21 protein-coding genes are annotated in these 25,712 nt (G+C 51.3%); 17 read left to right on the top strand and 4 right to left on the bottom strand.

From position 1 onward, the window contains the following. The first annotated feature begins 281 nt into the window (after positions 1–281). The 11 genes from LIZ87_RS07610 (at position 282) to LIZ87_RS07660 (ending at position 13,706) form a co-directional block, all read left to right on the top strand. Entirely contained in the window at positions 282–1,166 is an 885-nt protein-coding gene (locus tag LIZ87_RS07610) for a tyrosine-type recombinase/integrase (protein WP_227146131.1), read from the top strand. A gap of 239 nt (positions 1,167–1,405) precedes the next feature. Next, positions 1,406–2,065, top strand: a complete 660-nt coding sequence (locus LIZ87_RS07615) for a hypothetical protein (RefSeq protein ID WP_227146134.1) — start codon at positions 1,406–1,408, stop codon at positions 2,063–2,065. Positions 2,066–2,158: 93 nt separating this feature from the next. Next, complete coding sequence (locus LIZ87_RS07620) at positions 2,159–6,703, top strand: VWA domain-containing protein (protein ID WP_227146137.1); 4,545 nt, start codon at positions 2,159–2,161, stop codon at positions 6,701–6,703. Between the two features lie 141 nt (positions 6,704–6,844). Next, a complete protein-coding gene (gene srtB, locus LIZ87_RS07625) occupies positions 6,845–7,621 on the top strand; it encodes a class B sortase (RefSeq protein ID WP_178314884.1) in 777 nt (258 codons plus the stop codon). Between the two features lie 105 nt (positions 7,622–7,726). Next, positions 7,727–8,680 carry a SpoIID/LytB domain-containing protein gene (locus LIZ87_RS07630; protein WP_178314886.1) on the top strand — a complete coding sequence of 318 codons (954 nt, stop codon included), beginning with the start codon at positions 7,727–7,729 and terminating at the stop codon, positions 8,678–8,680. 40 nt (positions 8,681–8,720) lie between these two features. Next, positions 8,721–9,491: a peptidoglycan DD-metalloendopeptidase family protein gene (locus LIZ87_RS07635; protein WP_178314888.1), complete on the top strand. Its 771-nt coding sequence runs from the start codon at positions 8,721–8,723 to the stop codon at positions 9,489–9,491. Positions 9,492–9,709: 218 nt separating this feature from the next. Further along, positions 9,710–10,216, top strand: a complete 507-nt coding sequence (locus tag LIZ87_RS07640; RefSeq protein WP_178314890.1) for a CBS domain-containing protein — start codon at positions 9,710–9,712, stop codon at positions 10,214–10,216. Positions 10,217–10,469: 253 nt separating this feature from the next. Beyond that, entirely contained in the window at positions 10,470–11,813 is a 1,344-nt protein-coding gene (locus tag LIZ87_RS07645) for an MATE family efflux transporter (protein ID WP_178313968.1), read from the top strand. A gap of 247 nt (positions 11,814–12,060) precedes the next feature. Next, entirely contained in the window at positions 12,061–12,390 is a 330-nt protein-coding gene (locus tag LIZ87_RS07650) for a tRNA-binding protein (RefSeq protein ID WP_178313966.1), read from the top strand. 64 nt (positions 12,391–12,454) lie between these two features. After that, positions 12,455–13,312 carry a GTP pyrophosphokinase gene (locus LIZ87_RS07655; RefSeq protein ID WP_178313964.1) on the top strand — a complete coding sequence of 286 codons (858 nt, stop codon included), beginning with the start codon at positions 12,455–12,457 and terminating at the stop codon, positions 13,310–13,312. Further along, on the top strand, positions 13,284–13,706 hold the full coding sequence (locus tag LIZ87_RS07660; RefSeq protein WP_178313962.1) for a GNAT family N-acetyltransferase: 423 nt from the start codon (positions 13,284–13,286) through the stop codon (positions 13,704–13,706). Before LIZ87_RS07655 ends, LIZ87_RS07660 begins: the two co-directional genes overlap by 29 nt. 170 nt (positions 13,707–13,876) lie before the next feature. Here the strand turns inward: LIZ87_RS07660 and LIZ87_RS07665 are convergent, their stop codons facing one another. From LIZ87_RS07665 to LIZ87_RS07675, 3 genes are read right to left on the bottom strand one after another with little or no spacing between them, the layout of a single operon-like run. After that, positions 13,877–14,332 (bottom strand): MarR family winged helix-turn-helix transcriptional regulator, encoded by a 456-nt coding sequence (locus tag LIZ87_RS07665; RefSeq protein WP_178313960.1) that lies wholly within the window; start codon positions 14,330–14,332, stop codon positions 13,877–13,879. Positions 14,333–14,357: 25 nt separating this feature from the next. Then, a complete protein-coding gene (locus tag LIZ87_RS07670) occupies positions 14,358–16,253 on the bottom strand; it encodes an ABC transporter ATP-binding protein (RefSeq protein WP_178313958.1) in 1,896 nt (631 codons plus the stop codon). Continuing rightward, positions 16,253–17,977: an ABC transporter ATP-binding protein gene (locus tag LIZ87_RS07675; RefSeq protein WP_178313956.1), complete on the bottom strand. Its 1,725-nt coding sequence runs from the start codon at positions 17,975–17,977 to the stop codon at positions 16,253–16,255. The genes LIZ87_RS07670 and LIZ87_RS07675 overlap by 1 nt, the downstream gene beginning before the upstream one ends. A 753-nt stretch (positions 17,978–18,730) precedes the next feature. On the opposite strand from LIZ87_RS07675, the gene LIZ87_RS07680 reads away from it, so the two are divergent. The 5 genes from LIZ87_RS07680 to thiI all read left to right on the top strand — a co-directional run bounded on the left by LIZ87_RS07680 (position 18,731) and on the right by thiI (position 23,790). Next, complete coding sequence (locus LIZ87_RS07680; RefSeq protein ID WP_227146228.1) at positions 18,731–19,486, top strand: sulfite exporter TauE/SafE family protein; 756 nt, start codon at positions 18,731–18,733, stop codon at positions 19,484–19,486. A gap of 19 nt (positions 19,487–19,505) precedes the next feature. Continuing rightward, positions 19,506–20,462: a 50S ribosomal protein L11 methyltransferase gene (gene prmA, locus LIZ87_RS07685; RefSeq protein ID WP_227146140.1), complete on the top strand. Its 957-nt coding sequence runs from the start codon at positions 19,506–19,508 to the stop codon at positions 20,460–20,462. Between the two features lie 14 nt (positions 20,463–20,476). After that, a complete protein-coding gene (locus LIZ87_RS07690) occupies positions 20,477–21,226 on the top strand; it encodes a 16S rRNA (uracil(1498)-N(3))-methyltransferase (protein WP_178317401.1) in 750 nt (249 codons plus the stop codon). Positions 21,227–21,360: 134 nt separating this feature from the next. Next, entirely contained in the window at positions 21,361–22,515 is a 1,155-nt protein-coding gene (locus LIZ87_RS07695; protein WP_178317400.1) for a cysteine desulfurase family protein, read from the top strand. Between the two features lie 90 nt (positions 22,516–22,605). After that, positions 22,606–23,790: a tRNA uracil 4-sulfurtransferase ThiI gene (gene thiI / locus LIZ87_RS07700; RefSeq protein ID WP_178314701.1), complete on the top strand. Its 1,185-nt coding sequence runs from the start codon at positions 22,606–22,608 to the stop codon at positions 23,788–23,790. A gap of 69 nt (positions 23,791–23,859) precedes the next feature. On the opposite strand, the gene LIZ87_RS07705 is transcribed toward thiI, so the two are convergent. Next, on the bottom strand, positions 23,860–24,093 hold the full coding sequence (locus tag LIZ87_RS07705; RefSeq protein ID WP_178314688.1) for an HPr family phosphocarrier protein: 234 nt from the start codon (positions 24,091–24,093) through the stop codon (positions 23,860–23,862). A gap of 153 nt (positions 24,094–24,246) precedes the next feature. Between LIZ87_RS07705 and mtaB the strand changes: the two genes are divergently transcribed. Then, positions 24,247–25,605 carry a tRNA (N(6)-L-threonylcarbamoyladenosine(37)-C(2))-methylthiotransferase MtaB gene (mtaB, locus tag LIZ87_RS07710; RefSeq protein ID WP_178314690.1) on the top strand — a complete coding sequence of 453 codons (1,359 nt, stop codon included), beginning with the start codon at positions 24,247–24,249 and terminating at the stop codon, positions 25,603–25,605. Positions 25,606–25,712 lie beyond the last annotated feature (107 nt).

Raw genomic sequence — 25,712 nt, forward strand, 5'->3', positions numbered from 1 at the left:
GTTTGTCTATATTTGAGGCCCGGCAGTATTTGCTGGGCCTTTTAAATTCCTTAGTTAAATTCTTATTGAAAAAAGGTTGAAGTCTGGTATAATGAAACAATCCTGCATTTCAGCTTAATAGAATAAAGTAATGCATGAAACGTTCCGGCATGTCTGGGACGTTTTTTAAACCGGGTATGAAAATGGCTGTGTAAGAGAAAAATGATACCGTAGATACGAACAAAAATATGCGGGTTAGAAGGAGGGCTGACCTGGGTACTGAGATGAAAGGAAGCATAGTTATGGACAAGAAGAGAGAAGACATGGAACGGTTTGAGCACTACTTAAGGGAACAGGAGAAAAGCAAAAGCACGATCGAAAAATATATGCGGGATGTACGGCGCTTTTTCGATTTTGTGGATGCGGAGGAGTACGGCAGAGAGCAGGTGATCGTTTATAAACAGTATCTTCAGGAACATTACAAACTCAGCAGTGTCAATTCCATGCTGATTGCTCTGAATGGCTTTTTCCGATATATAGGAAGGCCTGAGTATTGCGTGAAGACCTGCCGCCTTCAAAGACAGATATTCTGGCCTGATGAAAGGATGATCAGCAGGGATGAATATCTGCACCTGATACAGACGGCAAAAAAGAACGGACAGATACGTCTAAGCTGTATTCTTCAGGCAATAGGGAGCACTGGCATACGGGTGAGTGAGCTGAAATTCATTACCGTAGAAGCATTAGAGCAGCAGGTCATCCGGATCCAGCTGAAGGGAAAGAACCGTATCGTTCCCCTCCCGTCCTCCCTGGTCCTCCTGCTGAAAAACTACTGCAATAAGAATAAGATAAAGAGGGGGGTGGTTTTTGTGACACGAAACGGAACGCCTGTCGACAGGAGAAATATATGGGCGGAAATGAAAAGCCTGTGCAAGGCAGCCGGTATCAGGTCCAGTAAGGTGTTCCCACATAATCTGAGGCATATGTTTGCAAGGAGCTTTTATGAAAAGGAAAAGGATCTGGTACGTTTAGCGGATTTTTTGGGACACAACAGCGTGGAAACCACAAGAAGGTATACGGTGATCAGCAGTATGGAAGCCTGCCTGAGACAACTGGAGCTGGGATTAGTTGAAAAACAAAAAGGGAGTGAAAATCCTGTTCGTGACATAATGCATATTATGTCATGAAAATTTCCACCTCCACTTTACATACATAAATATATGTTAGCACTAAAGCGCATGATTTTCAACCTTTTTTTGAAAATGCGGGTGCGGCATAAATGGAAAAATATGGGCCTTTGCAGGGAAAATGCAGGAGCCTTTGAAAAAGTCTGTCTTTGGGCAGGCTTTTTTTGTTTTAGGACATGTATCCGGCAATCGCCTGGAGCTGCTTCACGACATAATATGCATTATGTCATGTCAGGCGTATGAAACAGGATTTGACAGGACAAAGCTTTGGCCGCCTTACTGTGGTGGAAGAAGAGAAAAGGGCGGGGAACCACCGGTATTGGCGGTGCCGGTGCACCTGCGGCAATGAGACCGTAGTGGAAGAGTCCCATTTAAAGAGCGGACACACAAAAAGCTGCGGCTGTTATAGAAAAGTACTACCCCGGAGAAGAAGTATCGATCTGCGGGGCCATCGTTATGGGCGTTTGACTGTTCTGGGACCAGCTTCCGAACATGATGGCAGGATGAATCAATGGGAATGCCTTTGCGACTGCGGAAACCATGTGGTCTGCAGCAGGGATAACCTGCGTTCAGGGAATACCCAAAGCTGCGGCTGCCTGGGCCAGGAAAAGCGCAAGGAAAATATGAAAAAAGCCATCCATTTTGTGGAGGGCACCTGCGTGGAGCGGATCGCCTGCCGCAGGACCTGTGCCAACAACACTTCCGGGCACAGGGGTGTTTACCGCCGGGAAAACAACCGCTGGAGGGCTTCCATTGGCTTTCAGGGGAAAATTTACAATCTGGGGAGCTTCCGGGATTATGAGGATGCGGTAAATGCCAGGCTTATGGCGGAAAAAGAGCTGTATGATCCTTTCCTTCAGAAGTATGAGAAGGAGAAAGGGCAGAAAGAAGGTAAGTGATATCTATGCTGCTTTCTGTCAGAGGAAATGCGGCCGGATATAAACATCCATTTATCCATGGGGATATGGAGCATTGAAAAAGGAGGACGGAACATGAAAGAGGAAAGGATAAGAGGGAGGAGCCGGAGAAGAAAAACGGCATCCCTGGCGCGGGCTGGTCTGGCTGGCATAAAACGTTTCCTGTCGCTTGTGGTATGTACAAGCCTGGTAAGCACGGGAATTGCCAATTCAGCCATGCTGGCCTATGGGATCACGCCTTCCGGGACAGTACAGGAATTTTCACTGAAGTCAGAGGACCTGAAAAAGGCTATGGTGAAAGCGGCATCAGAGGGAGAACCGGTAGGGGAGGAAGAACTGCAATTCGAGGGTGCGGAGGCACAGCAGTACGAGGAACTGCTTCTGGCAGACGATATGCTGTATGAACTGGACACAGAGGCAGAGTCCGATGGAAACAGGTTGAAGCTGCGGACCTTTGCGCGCCTTGATGAGACACAGAGCTTAGATGCATATGAGATAACGGGAAATGAGGAGATCATTTTCCTGCTGGTAAATGATTCAAAGGAAGAACGCACTGGCCGGATCGTGGTTGACGGAGTGGAGTCCGACGACATCACGGTGGTTCCCGCTGACAGCGTGGAACAGGTGATCGAGATCGACCTTCAGAATCCAACGGCCGGAGCAGGCGCAGCGGGAACAGGCGCCGGAGCAGGTGGGGTGAATGCCGGTGCGCCGGAGGAGAACCAGGCACCGGAGGAAAGCGAAGCGCCCGGAGAGAGCCAGGCACCGGAGGAAGGCGAAGCACCCGAAGAGAGCCAGGCACCGGAGGAGAGCGAAGCACCCGGAGAAAGCCAGGCACCGGAAGAGAGCGAAGCACCCGGAGAAAGCCAGGCACCGGAGGAGAGCGAGGCGCCCGGAGAGAGCCAGGCACCGGAAGAAGGCAAGGAGCCTGAAGCAGGTGAAGGCAAGGAAGAGAGTGGTGCAACAGGAGAAAACGGCGCACCGGAGGAGAGCGGCTCCGCAGAAGAAGCCGGTGAAAGCGGAAATGAAGGCAGCGGCATAGAGGCCGGTGCTGAAGAGGGAGAAAGCAGCTCAGAGGCAGGAGCGTCAGATACAGGAAGCGAAGGAGCAGAAGCTGCCGACGCTGCCGATGCCGGGACAGCACTTTCCCTTAACGCCTCCATTTCCATACATACACGCACCCTGCTGACCACAGCAGAAACAGCAAGCCCCAGCAATGCAGAAAATGAGACAGAGGACGATGAGGAAGAGACAGCTGCTCATGTGGGTGAACTGGACGGCGAGATCTACGAGGCAGTGCTTGTAAATGGAAAGTCGGCAGCAGCCTATGCGATAACGGCGGGTGAACTGGGACTGGAAGACAATTTTGCAGAAAGCAGCTATACCTGTGCGACAGAGAAGGCAGACATTACCGCAGTTGTGCCGGAAGGCGCATTCTCCGAGAGCGTCACACTGACAGCACAGGATATAGAGGAGGGCTCTGAGAAATATGAAGAGCTGAAAAACCAGATCGCTGCAAAGGGCTATTCTACCTATGGACTGCTGCTCTACGATATCAGCTTTGTAGATGCAGACGGACAAGAGGTCGAACCCCTGGAGGGCGCAGAGATCCAGGTAAACATTGAATTGAAGCAGCCGGAGAAAACAGAGAACGCCGGTTTAGAGAACAAGATTCTCCATATCCACGAGGACGAGGTGACCGAGCTGCCTGACGCGGAGGTGGAGACAACGGAGGATAACGCCGTATCGGGTATCCGTCTGAGCGTGGACAGATTTTCTGTTTTTGCACGTACTGCATCTGATCCGGAAAAGACTGTGACAGTGGATCCGGCCGGGGGTGCAGGGGGAGAAATTCCGCTTTATCCGACGGTTCAGGATGCCATTAATTATATTGAAAAGCAGGAGGATAAGGCTGGCTGGACGATCATCGTGAAGGAAGGCACCTATTCACGTTTTACTGTCCTGAATGGTATGAATGACCTGACAGTCAAGGCGGCAGAGGGAGAGAAGGTTGTTATTGAGGTAGTAAACAGCAGTGCTGCCCCAGCTGAAACTTCAGGGGCATATCCTGACACCTTCGGTATCTCTGTGCGCGAGGCTAATAATGTTACCCTGGAGGGGCTGACCCTTGAGTTTGGAACTGTATCGAATCCATGGTATGCGGCAGGCATTTCCAACTTTACGGAGAGTGGAGAGAAGGGGGACAACATCACCGTAAAAAACTGTGCCTTCCAGGGAGAAGGCGCGAATATAGGTGTATTTATCAACACAGGTACCACCCAGTTCAATGTAATGAACTGCAGCTTCGACGGGTTTAAAGAAGCTGTCTCTATGTACGGAGATGGTACTCTTATGAAGGGGGCTGAAGTAACAGGCAATACCTTTACCAATTGCTCCTTTGCCCTTCACGGCTACTACGGCGGAAGCGGTGAGGCAGGCAGCCTGAATTTTGCAGACAATACGGTAACAGGAACAGAGTCCCTGCGCTGCAAGATCGTTATCCAGGATCAGACAAATACAGGAGCATTAAAGGCGGATGTGAAAAACAATACTCTGACAAATGCCATTGTGGGCCTGGTAAATCTGAGAGAAAGCGGAGAGACCGTTTCACCGGTTCTGGACAGCAATACCTTTGGCGACGGCAGCTTCTATGTGGAAGCAGTGGAGCCGGGAACCATCGACTTTTATACCAGCTATCAGGTGCCTGAGAACAGCCAGGGCTATTGGAAGCTGACAGGCGTGGATGATCTTGACGTAGACTGGGGCAAGAACCCTGACGGCTCTACTGCCTATGCCACAGAGAAGATCATTGAGGCTAACCGGACAGGTTCCCATACCCTGAATTTTACAGGAATTGATGAAAATAATCTAATTAAAACCTTTACATGGTTCAAGGATGCGATTTACTGGGTAACACCAGACGAGAACCCCAACCCCGATATTCCGGCTACCGAGTGGACGACCTCAAAATCAAAGGAGGCCACCCAGCTTGCCCTCACAGAGGGAAAATACCGCTCCAATGTGACACTTTCTCTTCCGGCGGCAGAAGAAAAGCTTGTCTCTGATGTAGTATTCGTATTGGATAAATCAACCAGCCCCAGCCTGGAGGATCAGGCTCTGCAGATGCTCAGTGATCTGAAGGAGCAGGTTGATGCCACAGGCGCAGAGGTAAAGGTAGGCGTTGTGATTTTCAATAAGGCCGCACATGTTTCCTCATGGATGAACCTGTCTACACAGTATGGGGAGATTGAGGCTGCCATTAAGCAGGACATTTCCTCCGGTACCAACACCCATGCAGGTCTTTTGGCTGGAACAAGAATGCTGGATGAGGACACCGAGGTGGAGGCGTCCCGCAAATATCTTGTATTTGTTAGTGATGGAATTACCTACATGTACGGTGAAGAGCCAACAGTAACTGCTTGGACGTTCTGGGCTGATGCTGTTAAAGACTGGGCAGGACCGGACAACTGGTATTCAAAATACAAGACAGAGGAGGCCCCGGCTGATTGGGAGGACTGGATGTCCAAAATCGGAGCGGGTATTGCTGCAGATGGAGATACCTATGATTATCCTGTTGGAGGGACAGCTGTGAATAAGACCCCGCTGGAGGAGGCTTCCATCCATCCAATGTCGGTCGATAAAGCCCTGTATTACACAAACCAGGTATACAAGGAGGCTTCTTCAAAGGGTTATCGCTGCTATGCGATGAGAGCAAATCCGGGATTGGGACAGCAGTATCTTTGGGGCCCTGCATTCATGGATTACCTTGCAGGAGGAAAAGATGTATCCTTTGATATGATCAAAAACGACATCCTCTACCTTCTGGATGCCGGAAGCTGGGTAACAGACTACATGGGTTATGTGGAGAATGACTACAATTTCAACTTTGTCAACTCCTCCGATGCACTGACACTCACGGTAAACAAGGAGCCTCTCGCGGTAACGCCTCTGGGCGACGGCCTTAGCTATGGCTTTGGCAATGAAAACGGGAGCAGTGACGGAAAGACCTACCCATATGTACTCCGATATGTTCCGGGAGATTTAAAGGGCGGCGAACATTTTGTATGGGAGATCAATACGCCGGTCAGTCAGTTTGAACCTGTGACACTCACCTATGTGGTGGAGCTTCAGGAGACAAAGGCTGCAGGAGCACAGACACAGACCTACGGTGCCTATGACAGGTTTGGAGAGAATAATGACGGTTCCTTAAGCTATGGCTTATATACAAACAACAGTGCGACCCTGCATCCGGTAGACAGCAACAAGAATCAGCTTGAGCCGGAGGATTTCCTGAAACCGGCTGTATCCTATACAGTTAATGGAACCGGAGGGACAACTCCTACTGATCCGGGAAGCGGCGGAGGCGGAGGCCACAGCGGCGGTGGAGGCGGAGGCGGCTCCTCATCCGGAGGGCCCAAAGCCAGCACAGCGGTAACCGGAGGCCCTGGTGTCCAGGAGACAAAGATCGAGGTGGAAGAGGTACCTGAGGAGATGATTCCATCAGCAGGACTTCCCAAAACAGGAGAGCATCCGGCAGACAATCCCATGATCATTATCCTTATGGGAATGCTGGCTGTGATGTATGTAGGAATGTCAGAAAAAAAGAAAGAAGAAGCATAAGAGCAGGACAGTAAAAAGTCCGTATCTGGGGGCAGCGGGAAACAGGCTGCCCCCTTTTGACGTACCTGGCAGACACAGATATGGCAGAAAGTCCACAGAACCGGGAGGTGATGTGGGTATACGGGAGGAAGGAGGCTTAATATGAGGAAAAATGGAGCCAGATGTCTTTTGATCCTGGCGGCAGGCGCGATCCTGGCAGGAGGGGCGGAACTGCTATTAAGGGAAATGGAGGGCAGCAGAAGAGACCGGGAGTATCAGTCTCTGGCCGAAGCAGTGAGGGAGACAGAGGCGGAAGTATTGGAAATCAGATTGGAGGAAGCAGAAGAAACAGAGAGCACAGAGGAGACAAGGGAGGAGCGCTACTGTTCTCCCATTGATTTTGAAGCGCTGTGGGAGATCAATCCGGAGGTGGTAGGCTGGATCACCATACCAGGCACGAAAATTGATTATCCGATCCTGCAGGCAGGTGACAATGACAAATATCTCCACCATGACATCCACGAGGAGGAGAATGCGGCAGGGGCAATCTATCTGGATTTTGAGAGTGAAAAGGATTTTTCCGGCTATCACAACATTCTTTATGGCCACAATATGCGCAATGGAAGCATGTTCAAGGATATCGTAAAATTTAAGGAGCAGGCGTATTTTGACGCCCACAGAGACATTTATATTTATACGCCTGACAGGGAGTTCCATCTAAAGGCAGCGGCGGCCCTGTATACAACCCCCGATGCTATCCGAAGAAAGACGGAGTTTCTGTCACAGGACGCCTTTGATTCCTATGTGGAGGAGATGACGGCAGGGGCCTCGGCAAAGGCGGTACTTCCTGAAATCAAGAAGCCGCTGTTTTCCTTTGTGACCTGCAGCTATGAATTTTCCGATGCCAGGACGATCCTGTACGCCTGGGAGACAGAATGACGGAGACCGCGGACCAGCCCTTCTGGACATAGACAAACACGCCCCGGCATATATTGTATAGAGGAAGTGTGTCATTGGATGCAAAAAGAAAGGAGGGGAGGAGGTATGAGAAGACACTTCCTTTGGGCGGCCCTGACCGTATTTTTGGTTCCCTATGTGGGAACACTGGGGTGGACAGGCGCAGTTCACGGCGAGGAGCTGCGCTATGAACATCAGAAGGGAGCAGCGGGAGGCATAAGGATCCTTCTTGACAGGACGAGCGGTGCTTACTACATGGATATGGAGGAATATCTGCCGGGAGTGATCGCAAGGCAGATGCCCATTGAATATGAGCTGGAGGCATTGAAGGCCCAGGCGGTCATTGCCAGAACATATATCTGCCGTCAGCTTGAGTCCTTTGGTGATGGGACAGAGATCCCGGAATCAGCCTTAGATATGGATTATATGGAGGCAGACCAGCTGAAACGGCTGTGGGGAACCAGCTCCTTTCCCGGATATTATCAGAAGCTGGAGCAGGCAGTAAGGGAGACCTCCGGTGTGATCATGACATATGAGGGAAAGGCGATAGACCCCATGTTCTGCCGGGCTTCGGCAGGCATGACAAGAGCAGGTGACTTTGCCCATCCCTATCTGCAGCCCGTGGACTGCCCCCTTGATGTGGAGGCAGAGGGCTTCCAGCAGTTTTCTTCCTTTACAGGGGAGGAAGGGGCCAGGGCAGTGAATGGGATCCCGGAGGGAGGGGCAGGACCACGCCAGGTGAAGGCAGAGGATTTTCCCGCAGGTGTGCAGATCATATCCAGGGATGGGGCAGGCTATGTGGAGCAGATCCAGATAGGAGGCTTTCTCTTTGGAGGGGAGGAAATACAGTACGCCTTAGGCTTAAGCTCCGCCTGCTTTTCCATGGAGGCCTACGGCGAGGGCTTCCGTGCGGTCTCAAAGGGGATCGGCCATGGATATGGTTTGAGTCAGCACACAGCCAATGAGAAGGCAAAGGAGGGCTGGAGAGCAGAAGACATCCTGGGATATTTTTATAAAAATATTGCTTTGATTTCTGAATAAGCTGTCTCGGTTTGGTAAGAATAGTACCGAGGTGATAAACGTGAAAGACAAAGTAAACCAGATGTTCAAGGATAAGCTGTTTCTTGTCATGCTAGTGCTAGGCCTGCTGACTATTGTAGCCGCAGCAGGGATCATTACTGTTCAAAGAGGAAAGGCCGGGGAGACGAACCCCTACCTTGAGATGCCACAGCCTGAGCTGATCGCCCAGGAGACAACGCCGGACTCCATGCAGATCGCAGGAGCGTCCGATGCAGTGAAAGAGACAAAGGAGGAGACAAAGGGAGCAGAGACAAAAGGCCAGGAGAAAACAGCGGTGGCCGAAAACAGGAACCAGGGCAATGACCTGGCAGCAGAGGTCGGAGCCGGAAATAGCGCAGCGGAGGCGCTGGTGCTGGATTTTACAGACACCAGCCGAATGTCCTGGCCTGTCAGAGGCAATGTGCTCCTTGACTACAGCATGGATCAGACCATCTATTTCCCGACCCTGGATCAGTACAAGTGCAATCCCGGCATCGTCATCCAGTCTGACGTGAGCACGCCTGTGGAGGCTCCCGCCAATGCAAGAGTGCTGGAGGTGGGCTCCAATGAGGAGATCGGGAGCTATGTGGTGCTGGATCTGGGAAATGAGTACACAGCTACCTGCGGCCAGCTGAAGGAGGTCACTGCCGTTCAGGGAGAATACCTTCATAAGGGACAGATACTGGGCTATGTGTCAGAGCCTACAAAGTATTATTCCGTAGAAGGCGTGAATGTATACTTTGAACTGGACCATCAGGGAAAGACCATAGATCCTCTGGATCATATGGAATAAAAAAGCAAACAGAGCGAAGCGGAGTTCGCGCTTCCCGTAAGTTTGCAGCAAAATCTCCATACAGCGCCGGGCCAATGAAATCGCATTTGACTGGCAGAACTGTATGGAGATTTTTTGCTCTCTGTAATAAAATTTCAGATTTTTATAATAATTTGTTCACAATAGGTTAAGAGGGGTAGGGTATACTGAAATAAGAATAGAGAAAAAGGAGCATTCGTATGAATATATTATTTTTCCTGACGCCTAAAAGCGAAGTGGCTTACATAAATGAGGATGACACCCTCCGGCAGGCATTGGAAAAAATGGAGCATCATAAGTATTCCGCAGTACCGATCATCAGCAGGACAGGCCGGTACGTCGGCACACTGACAGAGGGAGACCTGCTGTGGGGGATCAAGAATCAGTACAACTTAAATCTGAAGGGTGCGGAAAAGATCCCGGTGACAGCCGTGCGCCGCCGTCTGGATAACCGTCCGGTAAAGGCGGATGCGGATATGGAAGACCTGATCGGAAAAGTCCTGAATCAGAACTTTGTCCCTGTGCTTGATGATCAAAAGTGTTTTATCGGCATTATCACCCGAAAGGACATTATCAAATACTTTTACCAGAAATGTGAGCTTGCCCGCCAGCGCTCAGGCCAGAATGCGGGAAATGAAGCGAGCTACAAAAAGACGGACATATCGGAGGCTGTGCGGCTGAGAAGCAGGGAAGAGATGATGATCTAGGTCCGGTCCAAAGCCACTGCATTACAGTAATGTACCAAATTGCATAAAAACATCTCCGATAAAAGAAAAAGTTTGTGCACACTTTTTTGCTGTCCTATGCTATTATAATAGACGTAACCCCCCCAATACATTATATAGTTTTTGCTACACCCCATAAGAAACGAAATACCTTCTCCTGAAATGACCGGTTCCCCGACCGGTCATTTCACTTTGTATAGGGGTGGGAAAAACATAAAGGTCAAGGTACATAAAAATGGAACAACATTCAAATGATTTTACTCAGGGAAGCATCGCTGCAAAGCTACTGACCTTCATGCTGCCGGTCCTGGGAGCCCTTGTGCTCCAGGCAATGTACGGGGCAGTGGATATTCTGGTGGTGGGCTGGTTTGGAACAACAGCAGGAATATCCGGCGTATCCACGGGAAGCGGGATCGTAAATCTGGTGACATTTACAGTTACAGGGCTTTCCATGGGAATTACCGTGTTGATCGGACGGTATATCGGAGAGAAGCGTGAGGAACGTGTCGGCAGGGTGATCGGCGGGGCTGTCTGTTTTTTTGCCGTGCTGTCTGTGGCGATCGCAGCGGTCATGCTGATGTTTGCAAGACAGCTTTCCATTCTGATGCAGGCCCCGGAGGAAGCCGTTGATCTGACAGCCTCCTATGTGCGTATCTGCGGCGGAGGCATTCTGTTCATTGTGGCCTACAATGTCATCAGCAGCATTTTCCGCGGGCTGGGAAACTCACGGCTTCCTCTGGTCTTTGTGGCGATCGCCTGCGCAGTAAATGTGGTGGGAGACCTGCTGTTTGTGGCTGTGTTTAAGATGAATGTGGCAGGGGCGGCCCTTGCCACTGTGCTTGCCCAGGCAGTGAGCGTAGTCCTGTCCCTGATGATCATCCGCAGGCAGAAGCTTCCCTTTACAATGAAACGCTCTGACATCTGTTTTAACCCGGAGATCGGCAATTTCGTCAAGGTGGGCATTCCCATTGCCTTTCAGGAGATCCTGACCCAGTTTTCCTTTCTGGCCCTCTGTGCTTTTATCAACAGGCTGGGGCTGGAGGCATCCTCCGGCTATGGAGTCGCCAACAAGATCGTGAGCTTTATCATGCTGGTGCCAGGTGCACTGATGCAGTCCATGTCCGCCTTTGTGGCCCAGAATGTAGGCGCGGGAAAGGAAGACCGGGCAAGGCGCTCCCTGATAACTGGAATGGGCATGGGAGCCTTTATCGGAGTCTTCATTGCGTATCTGGCATTTTTCCATGGAGACCTGCTGTCCTATGTGTTTACAAAGGACGGGGCAGTCATCCTGAGGGCCGCCGAGTACTTAAAGGGCTTCAGCATCGAGGCGGTGGTTACCAGCATCCTGTTCAGCTTTATCGGCTATTATAACGGCCACAGCCAGACAGTATTTGTCATGTTCCAGGGCATTGCCCAGACCTTCCTTGTAAGGCTTCCCATGTCTTATTTTATGAGCATTCAGCCCAATGCCAGCCTGACAAATATTGGACTGGCAGCGCCCAGTGCAACCGTGTTCGGCATTGTCATCAATGTGGTATTTTTTGTGATCTACGGAAAGAGCATGAAAAAGAGAAAGTAAGATATCATAAGAAAACATAACTTAGTTGGAGTCAGGGGAAAATTATGTTATACTTATGAGTAAATGTACTCTCGGAATCTTTCCTGCACTCGCTTTTGCGGCTGATTTTCCGCCGGCCGCATCCAAATTTCATTGATGCATGCGCTGCGTACGCCTCAAAAATATGGGCACAACTGACAAAAAATCATCTCACAAAATCGGGCACAAAGAGACTCCGGGAGTATATGGAAAAGGGAGGATGGGAATTATGATCACAATAGAGGATTTTGATAAGATCGATATGCGCATTGGCACCATTGTGGAGGCATCTGTGAACAAGAGAGCCAGGAAGCCGGCCTACAGGCTGGTGATCGATTTTGGAGGGGAGCTTGGAGTGAAAATGTCCTCGGCCCAGGTGACAGCCTGCTATCAGCCGGAGGATCTGGTGGGCAGGCAGGTAGTGGGAGTGGTGAACTTCCCGTCCATCAGGATCGGAGATGTAAAGAGCGAGGTGCTGGTACTGGGGAGTGATTCGGAGCAGGGGATCGTGCTCTTAGGACCATCAGAGAAGGTGAAAAATGGGGACCGCATCTGCTGATAAGCGGCTGGTACAGGGGGATTCGCATACCGGTATACCCCAAATTCAGGAAAGAGGGATAGCAATGATCAACCGGGAAGCTTTTTTCAGAGAATATAACATGGAACAGGAGGAATTTGAGGCGGCTGGGATCTCCTGGGAGGAGCTGGCAGCCATCTATGACAATTACCTGTCAATGGAGGAGGAATTAAAGAGCATTGGCAAGGATTTTGTCAATGACTATCTCTATGATATCGAGAAAGCCGGGATCCACTCCTACCGCTACAGGACAAAGGATCCCGGCCATCTTCTGGAAAAGATCATCCGCAAGAGGAATGAGCATCCGGAGCGCTTTGCCAGGATCGACAGGACGAATTTCTACAAATATATTACGGACCTGATCGGTATCCGGGTATTCTTTTTGTACCGTGAGGACTGGATCTATTTTCACCGCTATATCACCACGGTGTTTGAAAATGATCCCGGCCTGTATGTGGAAAACAGGATCGATGATTTTGATGAGGACAAGAGCCACTACTATATTGCGGAGCGCCCCAAGGTCTACCGCAGAAACGGCGACAGCAGGATCTATGATGAAAGCCTGATCGATATTAAGTCGGACGGCATTTACCGTTCTCTCCATTATATCATTAAGTACAAGGGCTATTATGTGGAGATCCAGGGAAGGACCCTGTTTGAGGAGGGCTGGAGCGAGATCGACCATGATATCGTATATCCCTATTTTAAGGATGATGTGATGTTAAAAGATTTTTCTACTCTTTTAAACCGTTTGTCCGGTATGGCGGATGAGATGAGCTCCTATTTCCGAAGGATGCGCAGCGCAAAGGAGGAATGGGAGCGCCAGATAGAGGAAGCAGAGAGCAAGGGAAAAACAGAGAGAGAGGATCGTCAGAATGATCAGATTTGCGAAAATGGAGGATGAGCCGTACATTTACAGGCTTCTCTGTGAACTGGAGGGGGAAGAGTTAGACAGGGAGGGCTTTGAGCGGACGTTTTTAGAATATGAGAAGCTTCCGGGATATTTCTGCTTGGCTGCAGAGGAAAATGGCAGTGTGGCGGGGATCCTCACCCTGCGGACCGGCCCCATGCTCTGCCGGGCAGGGAGGATCGGGGAGATCGTAGAATTTGTAGTGGATCAGGAGCTGCGCTCCCAGGGGATCGGCCACAGCCTGTTTGAGGAGGCAAGGGCCATCGCCATACAGGAGGGCTGTGTGAGGCTGGAGGTGTCCAGCAACAAGGTGCGTACCGGGGCTCATCGGTTTTATGAGCGGGAGGGGATGGCACAGAGCCATTACAAATTTGTCCAGCTGCTGTGAGACAGAGCCCGCGTATCTCGATAGGCAGGCGGTCTGTCAGTTTGTTTACCAGCGTTTTCCCTCTGATAAAAGCAGCCCGCCCAGGGTCAGAAGGATGCTGCTTTTGGCATTCTTAACAGGAATCCCCGGAACAGCCCCATGGGATGGAGGAGGGCTATTCCGGGGATTGTTTATTGCGGCTGTTGAGGTTTAAAAGCGGAAACTTCCAGGTTTTTACAGATCCTTTGAAGCATTTCGGAAAGCTGTTCCATTTCTTCCGGGGAAAAGCCTTCCCAGATACGGTCGTCTACAAAGGAAAGGACCTGCTGTACCTTGAAAGCAGCCTCCCGCCCATGGTCTGTGAGGCAGATGGAGAAGGAGCGGCGGCAGCCGGGGTCCCGCTCCCGGACAAGATATCCGGTATCCTCCAGGCGGTCAATAGCCCGCGATATGGTAGTGACATCAATATGGCAGAGGTCAGCCAGCTCCTTCTGGGAAATGTGGTCCCGCACAAGGAGGGTTTCCAAAACTCTGGCCTGCCCCTGACCAAAGGTAAGGCCTATCTGGGAAAAATATGGATGGAGGATGTTCTTGCGTGCCTTTTCGCATTTTACCATTAAACGGCGTATGTTACTTTTTTCTATCATAATGATTCTCTCACTTTCTGGCCTTCTATTCCAACTCAAACATGCCGGTGTACAGCTGATAATACCGCCCCTTCTGCTTTAACAGCTCCTCATGGCTTCCACGCTCCATGATCTCACCCTTTTCCAGCACCATGATAGCCTCAGAGCGGCGTACCGTGGAAAGCCTGTGGGCGATGACGAATACGGTCCTTCCCTCCATCAGGGCGTCCATGCCGGTCTCAATGAGTTTTTCGGTCCTGGTGTCAATGGAACTGGTGGCCTCGTCAAGGATCAGCACAGGAGGGCGGGAGATGGCAGCCCTTGCAATGGCCAGAAGCTGCCTCTGTCCCTGGGACAGGTTGGCGCCGTCGCTGTGGAGCATGGTATCATAACCCTGAGGCAGGCGGCGGATAAAGGAGTGGGCGTTTGCGATACGGGCAGCCATCCTGATGTCCTCATCCGTGGCATTCAGCCGTCCGTAGCGGATATTGTCCGCAATGGTTCCCGTAAATAAATGGGTATCCTGGATCACCATGGAAAGGGAGCGGCGCAGGTCGTCCTTTTTGATCTTTCGTATGTCAATGCCGTCATAGGTGATCATGCCGCCATCGATCTCATAAAAGCGGTTGATCAGATTGATGATCGTAGTTTTTCCGGCACCGGTGGAGCCCACAAAGGCGATCTTCTGGCCGGGCTTTGCGTAGAGGCTGATCCCGTTTAAGATCCGCTTTTCCGGTGTGTAGCCGAACACCACATGTTCAAAGCGTACATCGCCGCGCAGGGGGATGAGTCGGGAGGACTGCCGCAGGGGTTCCCGCTGCCTGCTGTCAGGCTCATCCGCGTCTGAGGGCACCTTCCACGCAAATTTTCCGGTAAAGCTTTCGCATTCCGTAAGAGCTCCGTCCTCTGCTTCCTTTACATTGCAGAGAGTTACAGCTCCCTCATCGATCTCCGGCTTTTCATCCATCATATCAAAAATGCGCTCTGCGCCGGAAAGGGCGGCTAAAAGGAAGTTGATCTGCTGTGTAAACTGGTTCATGGGCATGGCGCTCTGGCGCACATAGACAAGATAGGAGGCCAGGGTGCCCAGATCGATCAGGCCGGACAGTGCAAAGAGGCCGCCTGCACAGGCTGACAATGCGTAATTAATATAAGAAAGAGATACAATGGTGGGCACGGTCATGCCAGAGTAGGAGAGAGCCCTTGTGGCCGCTGTGCGGTAGGCCTCATTTCTGCGGCAGAACTCCTCAAAATCCTTTGCCTCGTGGTTAAATACCTTTTCCACCTTCTGGCCTGTCACCATTTCCTCCACAAAGCCGTTGATGCTTCCAAGATACTGCTGCTGGAGGTTAAAATACTTCTTGCTGCGCCTGCTGTTGTAGCGCACGAACAGGAACATGGCAGCCAGGAACACCATAACGATGAGAGACAGCCGAAGGCTTAATACAAGGAGCATGGTAAGCGTGCCGACGACAGTGATAAAGCTCTGGATCAGCATGGCAAAGCTGCTGTTTAACGCCTCGCTTATGGTATCCACGTCATTGGTAAAACGGCTCATGAGCTCCCCATGGGTATGGGCGTCAAAATAGGATAGGGGCAGCTTCTGGGTATGGGAAAACAGATCGGAGCGGATCTCCTTTACCACCTGTTGGGAAATGTGGACCATCATCTGATTGTAGGCCAGACAGGAGAGTGCACCGCACAGGTACAGGATTCCCATGAGAGCGATCATCCGTACAAGCCCAGGTATGTCTCCCGGCAGGATATACTGGTTGATGACAGGCTTTAGGAGATAGGTCCCAAGAATACCTGCCATGCTGCTGACAGCTACTAAAAGGGCGATGACCAGCATGTACCACTTGTGGCGGCCTAAGTATCCCAGCATGGTGAGCAGGGCCTTTTTTGTGTTCTTTGGACGGCTGAAGCTAGTGGTCTTTGCCATTACAGATTTCCTCCTTCCTGCTGGGAATAATAGATCTCCTGGTAAATGGAGTTGGAGGCAAGGAGCTCTTCGTGTGTTCCCTGGCCTGCCAGCCTTCCGTCCTCCAGGATCAGGATCTGGTCTGCATGGATGACAGAGGTAATGCGCTGGGCAATGATGATCTTTGTGGTATCAGGAAGGCTTTCTGCCAGTCCCTGCTGGATCTTTGCCTCTGTGGCTGTATCTACGGCGCTGGTGGAATCATCCAGGATCAGCACCTTGGGTGCCTTTAAGACAGCTCTTGCAATGCAGAGGCGCTGCTTCTGGCCTCCCGACACATTGACGCCGCCCTGGCCCAGGTCTGTGTCAAGGCCATTCTCCAGGCGGGAGAGAAACTCATCCACACAGGCAATGGAGCAGGCTCTTGCGATCTCCTCCTCTGTGGCGTCCTCCTTGCCCCAGAGCAGGTTTTCCCTTACTGTACCGGAAAACAGGGTGTTTTTCTGGAGCACCATGGCGATGGAATCCCTGAGACCCTTAAGGGGATACTCATATACCGGATAGCCGTCCACCCATACAGTTCCCTCCGTTGCCTCATAGAGCCTGGGGATCAGCTGCACCAGGGTGGTCTTGGCGGCTCCTGTCTGTCCAAGGATCCCCACTGTCTGTCCGGGCTTTATATGGAAGGAGATGTCAGTGAGCACATGCTCCTTTGCATTCAGATTGTATTTAAAAGAAACATGTTCAAAACGGATATCCCCCTTTGTTACCCGGATATCCTGAGCCCTGTCCTCCTTGATGTCGATCTCTTCATCCAGTACCTCGGTAATGCGCTTCCAGGAGGCCAAAGCCCTGGTTGTCATAAGGAAGACGTTGGAGAACATCATAAGGGAGTTTAAGACCTGGAGCACATAGCTTAAAAAGCCTGTAAGCTCCCCTACCTTAATGCCGCCAATGCTTGTGAGCTTTCCGCCAAACCACAGGATCGCCAGGATGGTGGAATACATGACAAACTGCATGGCAGGCATGTTGAGGGCAGCCAGGCGGAAGGAATTTTCTGCTGTATGCTGGAGGTTTTCATTGACCTCCTCAAATTTGCTGATCTCATGACCGCCGCGGACGTAAGATTTCACTACACGGATGGCGGTCAGATTTTCCTGGATAATGCGGTTTACCATATCGATGGAGCCCTGCATCACTGTGTAAAGAGGGCGCACATGGCTGATGATGAGAAAGAGCAGGAAGCCCAGGGTGGGCGCAGCTACCAGAAATACTGTGGCCAGCTTTGGATTGATGAGAAAGGAGGCTGTCATGGCAGTGAGCATCATGGCAGGGGAGCGGAAGCCCGGCCGCATGCTGGTGGACACGGTGTTCTGAATGGCCGTCACATCGCTTGTGAGCCTTGTCACAAGGGAGGAGGAGCTGAAATGATCCGTATTTGCAAAGGAAAACTGCTGGAGCTTTGCAAACTGTGCCTTCCTGATCTCGGCTCCCAGCCCCTGACCGCATCTGGCCGCATAGATGGCCGAGCCCTGGCCCAGTACAAGGGATATGAGAGCCAGGAGGATCATCTGGATCCCTCTGGTAATAATATACCGCCTGTCCCCGTTTGCCACCCCAATATCTACAATGGAAGCCATCACCAGAGGGATGACAAGCTCAAACACGGTTTCGGCTTCAATACACAGTATGGCCAGAATGGCGTCCTTTTTGTAGGGCTTTAGGTAGGAAAAAAAGCGCTTCATAAAAATTCCTCCCGGATGAAAATAAGTTGCAACTGCAATAGTTGCAGATACAACTATTGTATGTACATTTATAGGAAATGTCAATAGCATGCAAAAACTCAAGAGGCAGAAAAAAATACACGCAGCAAAAAACGGCCCTCCGTCCTGCTGCTGCAGGCTTCGGAGGGCTGTTTTCAGGTTTTACAGATAAAACCAGAAGGATTTTTTCTTTTGTATCTGCTTGGAGATATCGTCTTTGGTACAAATGAATCAGCTGGCAGGGGGTATGGCTCCGGTTGTGTGATGGAGTGTAATGCAAAAAGGAATTTCGTTTCTCTGCCGCGCGCCTTTCGAAAGCCGCGGCTTTCTCTTATGGAAACGTTTGGCCGGAACGCCGGTCCCTTTCAGCCTGCTTTTCATCCGTTCATAAGGTTAATGCAGAAGCGGGCTGTTTTATTGCAAAAATCCTCTGCCTCTTCTTGCCAGCCCTGGTAATCTGTGATAATATGGGTTATCAGAAGCCGCAAAGCGGGTTCTGATAAAAGGCGCAGCAAGCGCCGTAAATCTGATTACAGGGTTCGCGCAGCGGTTCCTGTAATATACGTTATCAGAGACTGCAGAAAGTTTGGTTACAATGAAGGTCCTGCCGCCGGATAGGCGGCATGTATTCAGGTATGCCAAATGTGCCCGCCAGGTTTTCATGATGTGGCAGCGCGTCCGCTGCCGGGCGCATGCAGGCTTACAATGAAAGAAATACAGAAGAGGAAACAAATCATGATACCCTATCTGATCGTGTGCCCGCTGGTATTTTTGGCTGGCCTGGTGGATTCCATTGCAGGCGGAGGCGGGCTTATTTCATTACCAGCCTATATGATCGCAGGGGTTCCGGCCCATGTGGCGCTGGGAACCAACAAGACAAGTTCATCTATGGGAACAACGGTTTCTATGATACGGCTGGCAAAGCACGGATACTTGAAGGGAATGCTTCTGACCGCAGCCTGTGTTGCGGTGGCTGCTGTCACAGGCTCAGCTCTGGGCGCACACCTGGCTCTGATGGTGCCGGATTCTGTGATCAGGCATATGATGATCGTGGTACTTCCTGTGACAGCCTACTATGTGCTCCGCAGGAAAAATATGGAGAGCACGGAGAAACTGGGAGAAATTTCCAAACAAAAAATGGCGGCCATCTGCATCGGAGCTGCCTTTTTCATCGGAGGCTATGACGGCTTCTATGGGCCGGGCACGGGAACCTTTCTGCTGCTCATACTCACGGGAGCTGCCCATATGGATACCAGAAACGCCTCCGCCCTCACGAAGGTGACAAATCTTTCCTCCAACCTGGCAGCCATGGCAACCTTTGTCCTGACAGGAAATGTCAATTTCCGCCTGGGAGTGGCAGCAGGCCTTTGCTCCATTGCAGGGAATTATCTGGGGGCAGGGCTGGTGGTGAAGAGCGGACAGAGGATCGTCCGGCCTGTGGTGCTGGTGGTGCTGGGGATACTTTTTGTGAAGATACTAAGCGGCAATTGATCAGGAACGGAGAATGTATATGAAGTGGAAAAAATTTACACTGACCACCACCACAGAGGCAGTGGACTTGGTCAGCAGCATGTTTGATGACATCGGTATTGAAGGAATTGAGATCGAGGACAATGTGCCTTTGACAGAGAAGGAGACAAAGGGCATGTTCATTGACATCCTTCCGGAGCTTCCGCCGGATGAGGGCATTGCAAAGGTGAGCTTCTATCTGGATGATGATGTGGATACCGGTGAAATGTTAAAAAAGGTGGAGGAAGGCTTAGATGAGCTGGCCCTGTTTGTGGATCTGGGAGCCAGGACGATAACCGCCTCCGAGACAGAGGACAAGGACTGGATCAACAACTGGAAGCAGTATTTTAAGCCCTTCACGGTTGACGATATCCTGATAAAGCCCACCTGGGAGACCATACCGGAGGAGCACAAGGACAAGCTCCTTATCCAGATCGATCCCGGCACAGCCTTTGGCACGGGCATGCACGAGACCACCCAGCTCTGCATCCGCCAGCTTAAGAAATATGTGGAGGATACCAGCCTGGTGCTGGATGTGGGAACAGGAAGCGGTATTTTGGGGATCACGGCCTTAAAGCTGGGGGCAGGGGAGGTCTGGGGAACGGACCTGGATGAAAATGCCATCACGGCTGTGGGAGAGAACCTGGAGGCCAACGGCATTTCCACAGAGAAGTTCCATGTGCTCCAGGGAAATATCATTGATGATAAGGCCGTCAAGGACTGGGCAGGATATGAGAAGTACGATATTGTGGCTGCCAATATCCTGGCAGATGTCATCATCCTGCTGGTAAAGGAGATCCCGGCCCATTTAAAGAAGGGCGGTTACTTCATCACCTCCGGCATTATCAATATGAAGGAGGAGGCCGTAAGGGCTGCCTTTGCAGAGAGTGAGGAGCTGGAGGTAGTGGAGGTCACCTACCAGGGAGAGTGGGTGTCCGTGACAGCAAGAAGGGTGTAGCAGGGGGCCCATATATGCATCATTTTTTTGTGAGACCTTCTCAGGTAGAAGGAAGCCTGGTGCAGATCACCGGGCCGGATGTGAACCATATGAAGCATGTGCTGCGGATGAAGCCGGGTGAGCAGGTCCTGATCAGTGACGGCGAGGGACATGATTACACCTGTTTGGTAAAAAGCCTGGAAAATGACCTGGTAGAGGCAGAGATCACAGCGGTCAATGAGGAGGAAAGGGAGCTTTCTTCCGGGATCTGGCTCTTTCAGGGACTGCCAAAATCGGATAAAATGGAGCTTATCATCCAAAAGGCAGTGGAGCTGGGAGCAGCTGCCGTTGTACCGGTAGCCACAAAGAATGCCGTGGTAAAGCTGGATAAAAAGAAGGAAGAAGCAAAGCGCAGGCGCTGGCAGGCCATTGCGGAGAGCGCGGCAAAGCAGTCAAAGCGCAGCCGCATGCCTGAGGTGATGGAGCTCATGAGCCTGACAGAGGCATTTGCCTATATAAAGGAAAGAGATTTTGAGGTGCGCCTGATCCCCTATGAGAATGCAGAGGGCATGGAGGGCGCAGGAAGGGCTCTTGAACGTATTGGTCCTGGTCAGGATATCGCGGTTTTCATCGGGCCGGAGGGCGGTTTTGATGAGAAGGAGATCGAGACGGCCCTGGAGTACGGCGTGAGCCCCATAAGCCTGGGAAAGCGCATCCTGCGGACAGAGACAGCGGGACTTGCGCTGCTGTCAGTGATCATGATGAAGCTGGAGGGCGCATTTTAAAGGAGCTGCTGCAGGCTGAAAGCGCGTTTGGAATGGGGAAAGACAGAGCTTAATGCAGATGGAAGGAGCAGAGAGCTGCTTTGCCGGGAGTATCAGGAAAAAGAAGCAGTCTCTGTGTGCAAGGAGAAGATAGGATGGAAGCATATTTTGACAATTCAGCGACCACCCGTGTCCTTGACAGCGTAAAGGACATGGTGGTAAAAGTAATGACAGAGGATTACGGCAACCCTTCCGCAAAACACAGGAAGGGCATGGAAGCAGAGCAGTATGTGCGCCAGGCAGCAGCAGCGATCGCAAAGACCCTGAAGGTAAAGGAGAAGGAGATCCTTTTTACCTCCGGAGGCACGGAGTCCAACAACATGGCCCTCATCGGTACAGCTATGGCGAACCAGAGGGCGGGAAAGCATATCATCAGCACCAGGATCGAGCATGCTTCCGTGTACAACCCGCTGGCATTTTTAGAGCAGCAGGGCTTTGAGGTGACATACCTTTCCGTGGACCATGAGGGCCACATATCGCTTAAGGAGCTGGAAGAGGCCATAAGGCCGGATACCATCCTGGTCTCCATCATGTATGTGAACAATGAGATGGGAGCAGTGGAGCCTGTGGAGGAGATCGGAGCCCTGATCCACGGGAAGGCTCCTTCCATCATTTTCCATGTAGATGCCATCCAGGCTTACGGAAAGCTCCTCATCCGTCCGAAAAAGCAGGGTATTGACCTCTTAAGCGTCAGCGCCCACAAGATCCATGGTCCAAAGGGCGTGGGCTTCCTCTACATTGACGAGCGGGTGAAGGTGAGGCCTCTCCTCTACGGCGGCGGTCAGCAGAAGGACATGCGCTCCGGCACGGAAAATGTACCGGGCATTGCAGGCATGGGCGTGGCCGCAATGGAGATGTACACGGACCACAGCCGGAAGATAGCTTATATCACAGGCTTAAAGGATCATATGATCGATGAGATGGAGAAGCTGGAGGGCGTTACCGTCAACAGCTTAAAGGGCAGCGCTGGAGCGCCCCAGATCGTCAGCGCAAGCTTTGCAGGGGTGCGCAGCGAGGTGCTGCTCCATGCGCTGGAGGATAAAGGCATCTATGTGTCCTCAGGCTCCGCCTGCTCCTCCAACCATCCTGCCATCAGCGGCACCTTAAAGGCGATCGGGGTGAAAAAGGAGCTTTTGGATTCCACGCTGCGGTTCAGCTTTGGGCTGTTCAACAAAAAAGAAGAGATTGATTACTGCATCGGGGTGCTGAAGGAGCTGCTTCCGGTGCTGAGAAGATACCACAGGGCCTGATCCGGTTCACCGTTTATCCGGCAGAGAACCCCTGTTTTGCGGAACAAAAGGCCGGAGTCCGCGGCCTATATGATAGAAAGAGGAGAAAACATGCAGTACCAGTCATTTTTGATCAAATATGCCGAGATCGGTACAAAGGGCAAGAACCGTTATATGTTTGAGGATGCCCTGATAAAGCAGATCCGCTATGCCTTAAGGGATGTGGACGGAGAGTTTACCGTGACAAAGGAGTCCGGGCGCATCTATGTGAAGGCAGAGGGAGAGTATGATTACGATGATACCATAGAGGCCTTAAAGAGGGTCTTCGGAATCGCAGACATCTGCCCTATGGTCCAGATCGAAGACAAGGATTTTGAAAATGTAAAGAAGCAGGTGGTATCCTATGTGGAGCAGGTATATCCTGACCGCCATCTCACCTTTAAGGTGGTCTCCCGCAGAGGGGATAAGCAGTACCCCATAAGTTCAGAGCAGATGAACCGTGACTTAGGGGAGGCGGTCCTTATGGCTTTCCCGGAGATGAAGGTGGATGTGCACGATCCCGATGTTCTGCTCCGGGTGGAGGTGCGCCAGAAGGTGAACATTTTCTCCCTGATCATCCCGGGTCCGGGCGGTATGCCTGTGGGTACCAACGGCAGGGCCATGCTTCTGCTCTCCGGCGGCATTGACAGTCCTGTGGCCGGCTATATGATCGCAAAGCGCGGAGTGAAGATCGATGCTGTCTACTTCCACGCCCCGCCATATACCAGTGACCGGGCAAAGCAGAAGGTGGTGGATCTGGCCAACCTGGTGGCGCGGTATGCAGGCCCCATGGATCTGCATGTAGTGAATTTTACGGATATCCAGCTTTATATTTATGATAAATGCCCTCATGAGGAGCTTACGATCATTATGCGCCGCTACATGATGCGCATTGCCCAGACCATTGCGGAGCGCACAGGCTCCATCGGCCTGATCACAGGAGAGAGCATCGGCCAGGTGGCATCCCAGACTCTTCAGTCTCTTGCAGCCACCAACGAGGTCTGCACTATGCCGGTATTCCGGCCGGTGATCGGCTTTGACAAGCAGGAGATCGTGGACGTGTCGGAGAAGATCGGAACCTATGAGACTTCCATCCAGCCCTATGAGGACTGCTGCACCATTTTCGTGGCAAAGCATCCTGTGACAAAGCCGAATATCCATGTGATCCGCAGCTCTGAGCGCCATCTGGAAGAGAAGATCGATGAGATGGTGAAGACAGCACTTGAGACCACAGAGGTGATCCACTGCGAGGGATAAGCAGGGAGAAACGAAAAAAGAGTCCGGCCTGCCGGACTCTTACTTGACTCTTGACGGATAACGAATCGATCAGTCGATGATGTATGGGGAGAGGAGAGCAAGGATTTCCTCAACACCGCTTTCTGCATGGATGTTTAAGTCGATTGGCTTGGAAAGATCCAGGCTGAAGATACCCATGATGGACTTTGCATCGATCACATATCTGCCGGATACTAAATCAAAATCAACATCAAACTTTGATAAATCATTTACAAATGACTTAACTTTGTCAATGGAATTTAACGAAATACGAACTGTTTTCATGTGGAAAACCTCCTTGTAATGTATGTAAAGTGATAATTATGCAGGAAAACCTACTTTGTTTTAATACTACAGATGGAGGGACTAAAAGTCAATAGTGAGATTGCATGAAAAACAATGTATGAAACTGGTAATTTGTGAACAGGAGGGATCGAGATGCCAAAGGCAGCCCTGCATAATCTGGGATGTAAGGTAAATGCATATGAGACAGAGGCCATGGAGCAGCAGCTGAAAACACGCGGGTACGAGATCGTTCCCTTTGATGAGAAGGCGGACGTATACGTGATCAACACCTGCTCTGTCACCAACATTGCAGACCGCAAATCCCGCCAGATGCTCCACCGGGCAAAAAAGATGAATCCGGAGGCCGTGGTGGTGGCGGCGGGCTGCTATGTGCAGGTGGCCTCTGAGAAGCTGAAAGAGGATGCCAGCGTGGACATTATCGTGGGAAACAACAAAAAGGCGGAGCTGGCAGACATTATTGAGGACTATATGAGGGAGCGGGCCGGGAAGCAGTCCCATGTCATTGACATTGCCTGCTCAAAGGAATATGAGAACCTCCGGCTGGAGGATATGGGAGCCCACACCAGAGCCTTTATCAAGGTGCAGGACGGATGCAACCAGTTCTGCAGCTACTGCATCATTCCTTATGCAAGAGGAAGAGTGCGCAGCAGGAGCCGTGAGGATGTGGCAGAGGAGATCAGAGGACTGACGGAAAGAGGCTATAAGGAGGTCGTGCTGACAGGGATCCATTTAAGTTCCTACGGCATTGAGCACATGGAGGGAAATCCGGTGCAGGAGGGTGATTGGAACCACAGGGAGCTTCTGGCGCTGATCGAGGAGATCCATGGGATCCCAGGGCTGGAGCGCATCCGTTTGGGGTCCCTGGAGCCCAGGATCATCACAGAGGAGTTTGCTGAAAAGCTGGCGGCCCTGCCGAAATTCTGCCCTCATTTCCACCTGTCCCTCCAGAGCGGCTGCAATGAAACATTAAAGCGGATGAACCGCCACTATACGACAGAAGATTATGGAAAACGGTGCAGGATACTGCGGAGGCATTTTACAGATCCGGCCATCACCACGGACGTGATCGTAGGCTTTCCGGGGGAGACAGGGGAGGAGTTTGCCGTCACAAGGAAATTCCTGGAGGAGGTGCATTTTTATGAAATGCATGTGTTCAAGTACTCTAAGCGGGCAGGTACAAAGGCAGCCGTGATGCCGGACCAGGTGAGCGAGCAGGTAAAGGCCGTAAGGAGCGATGAGCTTCTTTCTCTGGAAAAGGCAATGTCAAGGGAGTACAGGGAACGCTTTGCCGCAGAAAAGGTGTCTGTGCTTTTTGAGGAGACGGTCCGGATCGATGGGAAGACCTATATGACAGGCTATACACCCCAGTATGTGCGGGCTGCCCTTCCTCTTGAGGACCCGGCCCAGGGTGATGAGCTTACCGGGAAATGCGTTCTTCTCCAGGGCGATGGACTGCTTACAGAAGAGCTGTTAAAAGTAAAATTTTTATAAAAATACGTGTAAAATCCGCCAAAGACGGAAAAATTATGTGACATTTTACAAAAATATGACAATAAATGGTTAAAATTAAGAAAATACTCTATTGCCGAATAGGAAAA

The sequence above is a fragment of the Lacrimispora sp. 210928-DFI.3.58 genome (assembly GCF_020554865.1).
GTDB lineage: Bacteria > Bacillota > Clostridia > Lachnospirales > Lachnospiraceae > Enterocloster.